Annotated in this window: 5 protein-coding genes and 1 pseudogene; 5 read left to right on the forward strand and 1 reads right to left on the reverse strand. The window is 69.0% G+C overall.

The features are described 5' to 3' along the window. Both R6V09_RS43330 and R6V09_RS43335 read left to right on the forward strand, forming a co-directional pair. Positions 1-118, forward strand: a pseudogene (locus R6V09_RS43330) (IS5/IS1182 family transposase); the annotation flags it as partial. A gap of 246 nt (positions 119-364) precedes the next feature. Then, a complete protein-coding gene (locus tag R6V09_RS43335; RefSeq protein ID WP_317886981.1) occupies positions 365-1,945 on the forward strand; it encodes a GMC oxidoreductase in 1,581 nt (526 codons plus the stop codon). Positions 1,946-1,958: 13 nt separating this feature from the next. Here the strand turns inward: R6V09_RS43335 and R6V09_RS43340 are convergent, their stop codons facing one another. Beyond that, positions 1,959-3,755: an AMP-dependent synthetase/ligase gene (locus tag R6V09_RS43340; protein WP_317886978.1), complete on the reverse strand. Its 1,797-nt coding sequence runs from the start codon at positions 3,753-3,755 to the stop codon at positions 1,959-1,961. A 340-nt stretch (positions 3,756-4,095) separates the two neighbouring features. Here R6V09_RS43340 and R6V09_RS43345 point away from each other — a divergent pair, with 340 nt between their 5' ends. The 3 genes from R6V09_RS43345 to R6V09_RS43355 all read left to right on the forward strand — a co-directional run. Then, positions 4,096-4,851, forward strand: coding sequence for a metallophosphoesterase family protein (locus tag R6V09_RS43345; protein ID WP_317886982.1), 756 nt, complete (start codon positions 4,096-4,098; stop codon positions 4,849-4,851). 124 nt (positions 4,852-4,975) lie between these two features. Then, the gene (locus tag R6V09_RS43350) at positions 4,976-5,419 is read left to right on the forward strand and encodes an SRPBCC family protein (RefSeq protein ID WP_317886979.1); all 444 of its coding nucleotides are present in this window, start codon (positions 4,976-4,978) and stop codon (positions 5,417-5,419) included. Positions 5,420-5,566: 147 nt separating this feature from the next. Beyond that, the coding region (locus R6V09_RS43355; protein WP_317886980.1) for an ArsA-related P-loop ATPase at positions 5,567-6,154 on the forward strand (588 nt) is incomplete at its 3' end.

A 6,154-nucleotide genomic window follows, 5' to 3' on the forward strand; every position in this document is an offset into this window, starting at 1 on the left:
GCTGCACGGCTTCCGCCGCCTGCGCATCCGCTGGGAACGACGCGACGACATCCACGAAGCCTTCCTCGGCCTCGCCACCTGCCTCATCACCCACCGGCATGTACAGCGCCTTTGTTAGGACCTCTTAAAGGCAGGGGGTTCGCCCGGGGCTTTTAGGGGCGCGGGGCTGTATCGATATGCGGCTCCGCCGCGTGGGCGCGACCAGCCACAGACAACCCGCACCCGCCCGATCGCCGCACCCCCCACCCCCTACGGCACCCCAAAACCGGCGCAGCCCCTTGGCGGAACCGAATAATCCGCACATGCTGCGCGCATGACAGCAAAACTGACGCAGCATCAGCTGACGAGACGTCAAATCCTGGGCATGGTCGCCCTCCAGACCGCCGCCGCGGCCGGTCTCACCCGTATCGGCCTCCAGTCGGCGCAGGCGGTCGAACCCGCGGCCGTCGAAACCGCCCCCGCGATCGTCATCGGCTCCGGCTACGGCGGCGCGGTCGCCGCCCTCCGCCTCGGCCAGGCCGGCATCACCACGCTCGTCCTGGAGATGGGCAGGCTCTGGAACACCCCCGGCTCCGACGGCAAGGTCTTCTGTTCCACCGCCGCCCCGGACCAGCGCTCCATGTGGTTCAAGACCCGCACCGAGGCCCCGCTCGCCACCTTCCTGTGGCTGGACGTCGTCAACAAGGACATCGGCCTGTACCCGGGCGTCCTGGACCGCGTGCACTACGACAACATGTCCGTGTACGTGGGACGCGGCGTCGGCGGCGGCTCCCTGGTCAACGGCGGTATGGCGGTCACCCCGCTCCAGTCGTACTTCACCGAGCAGTTCCCCACCGTGGACGCCACCCAGATGTACAGCACGTACTTCCCGCGGGCCCGCACCATGCTCGGCGTCAACACCGTCGACCCGACCTGGTTCGAGTCGACGGAGTGGTACCAGTTCACCCGCACCTCACGGAAGGCCGCCGCCAACACCGGCCTGAAGACCACGTTCGTGCCCAACGTCTACGACTTCGGGTACATGCAGCAGGAAGCGGCCGGTACCGCCACCAAGTCGGCGCTCGCCCAGGAGGTCATCTACGGCAACAACTACGGCAAGAAGAGCCTCGACAAGACGTACCTCGCCTCGGCGCTCGGTACCGGCAAGGTCACCATCCACACCATGGAGAAGGTGACCGCGGTCAGCCGCGCGAGCGACGGATCGTACGTCCTGACCGTGAACCGGATCGACAACACCGGCGCGGTCGTCGAGACCAAGCAGTACAGCTGCACCTATCTGTTCCTCGGCGGCGGCAGCCTCGGCACCACCGAACTCCTCGTCCGCGCCCGGGACACCGGCACCCTGCCCGCGCTGGACGCCACGGTCGGGGCGGGCTGGGGGCCCAACGGCAACACCATGGTGGGCCGCGCCAACCACATCTGGGACACCACCGGCGCCAACCAGGCGACCATGCCGGTCATGGGCATCGACGACTGGGCCAACACCGACAACCCGGTCTTCGCGGAGATCGCCCCGCTGCCCATCGGGTTCGAGACCTGGGTGAGCCTCTATCTGGCGATCACCAAGAACCCCCAACGAGCCTCCTTCACCTACGACTCGGCGAGCGGCACGGTGAAGCTGGGCTGGACCGCCGCCCAGAGCGCGGTCTCGGTCGCCATGGCCAAGAAGCTGTTCGACCGGATCAACACGGCCAACGCGACGCTCTACCGGTACGACCTGTTCGGCTCGACCAGCAAGGTGTTCGCGGACGACTTCTGCTACCACCCGCTGGGCGGCTGCGTGTTGGGCAAGGCGACCGACAACTACGGCCGGGTGAAGGGGTATTCGAAGCTGTACATCACGGACGGTTCGCTGGTGCCCGGCAACATCGGCGTGAACCCGTTCGTCACCATCACCGCACTCGCCGAGCGCACGATGGAACGGGTCCTCGCCGAGGACACCTGACCCAACTCGCCTTCTACTTCTGGTAGATGGCCTCGATCTCGTCCGCGTAGTCCCGTGCCACCACATTGCGCTTGAGCTTCAGGGACGGCGTCAGGTGGCCCGACTCCTCCGTGAACTGGGAGGACAGAATGCGGAACTTCCGCACCGATTCCGCCTTCGACACCGCGGCGTTGCCGTCGTCGACGGCGTCCTGGATCGACTGCACCAGATCCGGGTCGTCGCGCAGCGACGCCGCGGTGGAACCCGCCGGCTTGCCGTGCTCGGCAGCCCAGCGGCCCAGGAACTCGTCGTCGATGGTGACCAGCGCGCCCACGAAGGGCCGCCCGTCACCGACGACCATGCACTCCGCGACCAGCGCGTGCGCGCGGATCCGGTCCTCGATCACGGCCGGGGCGACGTTCTTGCCGCCCGCGGTGACGATGATCTCCTTCTTGCGGCCGGTGATCCTGAGGTAGCCGTCCTCGTCCAGGGTGCCGATGTCCCCGGTGTGGAACCAGCCGTCCGCGAGCGCCTCGGCCGTGGCGGCCTCGTTGTTCCAGTAGCCCTTGAACAGGTGCTCGCCGTGCAGCAGCACCTCGCCGTCGTCCGCGATGCGTACGACCGAGCCGGGCAGCGGCTGCCCGACCGTGCCGATCTTCGTCCGGTCCCAGGGGTTGAAGGCGGTGGCGGCACAGGACTCGGTGAGCCCGTAGCCCTCCAGGACGGTGAAGCCGATCCCCCGGAAGAAGTGCCCGAGCCGCTCACCCAGCGGGGCGCCGCCGGAGATCGCGTACTCGCCCCGGCCGCCGAGCACCGCGCGCAGCTTGCTGTAGACGAGCTTGTCGAAGGTCTTGTACTTGATCTTCAGGCCGAGGGACGGACCCGACGGCGTGTCCAGCGCGCGGCTGTACGCGATCGCGGTGTCGGCCGCCTTGTCGAAGATCTTGCCCTTGCCGTCCGCCTGCGCCTTGGCGCGCGCCGAGTTGTAGACCTTCTCGAAGACCCGCGGCACGCCGAGGATCAACGTCGGCCGGAACGAGGCGAGTTCGTCGGTGAGGTTCTTGATGTCCGGAACCAGGCCCAGCTTGATCGGCGCCATCATCGGCGCGATCTGCACGAGCCGCCCGAAGACGTGCGCGAGCGGCAGGAACAGCAGCACCGAGCACTCGCCGGTGCGGAACAGCGGACGCAGCCGCTCCACGATGTTGCCGCACTCGGCGAAGAAGCTGCGGTGTGTGAGCACACAGCCCTTGGGACGGCCGGTGGTGCCACTCGTGTACACGATGGTCGCCGGGTCGTCGGCCTTCGCCTGCGAGCTGCGCTCCTCGACGGTCGCGTCCGAGACGTCCTTGCCCGCGCGGCCCAGCTCGTCGATCGCGCCGGCGTCGATCTGCCAGACGTGCTTGAGCGCGGGCAGCTGGTCACGCACCGACTCGACGGCGGCGGCGTGCCCGTCCTGCTCCACGACGAGCGCGGTGGCACCCGAGTCGCTCAGGATCCACTGCACCTGCTCCGCCGAGCTGGTCTCGTACACCGGCACGGTGATCGCGCCCGCGCACCAGATCGCGAAGTCGAGCAGCGTCCACTCGTACCGGGTGCGGGACATCAGCCCGACCCGGTCGCCGGGCTGGACGCCGGAGGCGATGAGCCCCTTGGCGGCGGCGTGCACCTCGGCCAGGAAGACCGTGGCGGTCACGTCCTGCCAGCCGCCGTTCGCCTTGCGGGCGATCACGGCGACATCTGGGTGCTGCGCGGCGTTTCTGCGGACGATGTCGGTCAGGTTGCCGTCCGCAGGGACCTCGTACAAAGCCGGAAGGCTGAACTCGCGCAAGACTGCTGCTCCTCATAGGGCGCCGGCGCCACGACGTTGTGTGATGCGACGGTCCGGTCCAAGACTCGGGCAGGTGCGTCAGGATCCGGTGGTTGAAATCCTGAGCACGACTGGACTGCCCGGACGTTACCCGCCGGTATGGCTCCTACGACAGGGGGGTCCGGCGAGATGTTCGCTGCGTCACACAGATTGGTGTTTCCTCTCGCGCACAGTAGTCCACGCCTTTCTTAACTGGCCAGTAACCGCAAGCTCCGCCGCTACTGTTCACGTTTGCCGCACACGCCTACGCTTGATCGTCATGGCACTCACACCAGCCGGAAACTCCGGGACGCGAATCCACGTGGTCAGCGATGTGCACGGCAACGCCCGTGACCTGGCCGGAGCCGGCGAGGGTGCCGACGCCCTGATCTGCCTGGGCGACCTGGTCCTCTTCCTCGACTACGCCGACCACGCGCGCGGCATCTTCCCCGAACTGTTCGGAGAGGAGAACGCCGACCGCCTGGTCGAGCTGCGCACCGCCCGCCGCTTCGAGGAGGCCCGTGAACTCGGCGCCCGCCTCTGGAGCACGGTCGGCGGCGACCGCGCGGCCCTCATCGAGAAGGCGGTCCGCAAGCAGTACGCGGAGATGTTCGCCGCCTTCCCCACCCCGACGTACGCCACCTACGGCAATGTCGACATGCCGACCCTGTGGCCCGAGTACGCCGAACCCGGAACAACCGTGCTCGACGGCGAACGCGTCGAGATCGGCGGCTGGACCTTCGGCTTCGTCGGCGGCGGCCTGCGCACCCCCATGCGCACCCCGTACGAGATCAGCGACGAGGAGTACGCCGCCAAGATCGAAGCGGTCGGCGAGGTCGACGTCCTGTGCACCCACATCCCGCCCGAGGTCCCCGAGCTGGTCTACGACACCGTCGCGCGCCGCTTCGAGCGCGGCAGCCGGGCCCTCCTGGACGCCATCCGCCGCACCAGGCCCCGCTATTCACTGTTCGGACATGTCCACCAGCCGCTCGTCCGGCGGATGCGGATCGGGGCGACCGAGTGCGTGAACGTCGGCCACTTCGCGGGGAGCGGGAAGCCCTGGGCGCTGGAATGGTGACCGCCCGCCGATGTCGCAGGTAGGGGGTGAAGTGGGGCGGTCGACCGCGCGGTAGCCTTCACGCTGCACGCACAAGCGCACGACGACGACGCCCTGCCGGTCCGCATCTGGAGGAGCCACAGCGATGGCGGAACACACCAGTTCGAGCATCACGATCGAGGCGGCACCGGCCGACGTCATGGAGGTGATCGCCGACTTCGCCCGCTACCCGGACTGGACCGGCGAGGTGAAGGAGGCGGACGTCCTCAAGACCGACGAGCGGGGCCGCGCCGAACAGGTCCGACTCGTCATGGACGCCGGCGCGATCAAGGACGACCAGGTCCTCGCTTACACCTGGACCGGCGACAACGAGGTCTCCTGGACCCTCGTCAAGTCCCAGATGCTGCGCTCCCTGGACGGTTCATACCTCCTCAAGTCCACGGCGGCCGGCACCACCGAGGTCACGTACCTGCTGACGGTCGACGTCAAGATCCCCATGCTGGGCATGATCAAGCGCAAGGCCGAGAAGGTCATCATCGACCGGGCGCTGGCGGGGCTGAAGAAGCGGGTGGAGTCGGGGGAGAAGTAGGGGGCTTCGCTTCGCAGCGGAGGTCGGCATCATTCAGCCCGTCCGGCGTTTGAGGACGAGGCCCCTTCAGGGCCGCAGCGGGGGCCCGGGGGCGGCAGCCCCCGGCAACGGCGCTCAACCCCCACCGACCGACTACCGTTCACTCATATGCGCACCCTCCTGATCACCGGCCCAGGCGGCAGCGGCCGCAGCACCCTCGCCGCCGCCACCGCACAAGCCGCCGCAGGCACCGGCACCCGCACACTGCTCCTCGGTGCCGACCGCGGCGACACCCTCGGCGCGGCCCTGGGCGTGTCGACAGGAGCGGCCCCCGTACAGGTCACCGAACACCTCACCGCCTGGCGCCCCGACGCCACGGAGTCGTTCCGCGCAGACCTCACCGCCTTCCAGGACCGCGCCTCCTCCGCCCTCGAACTCCTGGGCGCGGCACGCCTGGACGCCGAAGAACTCACCCCCCTCCCCGGCGCCGAGGAACTGGCCCTGCTCCGCGCCCTGCGCGACGCGGCCCTCTCGGAGGCGTACGACCTGCTGGTGGTCGACCTCCCGCCCACCCCGCACGCGCTCGCCCTCCTCGCCCTCCCCGAGGAACTCCGCCGCTATCTCCGCCGCCTCCTCCCCGCCGAGCGGCAGGCGGCCCGCGCCCTGCGCCCGGTCCTCGGCCGCCTCGCCGGCGTCCCGATGCCCTCGGAGTGGCTGTACGAGACGGCGGGCCGCTGGGACGTGGAACTGGCCGCG

Source organism: Streptomyces sp. W16 (genome assembly GCF_033194735.1).
Taxonomy (GTDB): domain Bacteria; phylum Actinomycetota; class Actinomycetes; order Streptomycetales; family Streptomycetaceae; genus Streptomyces.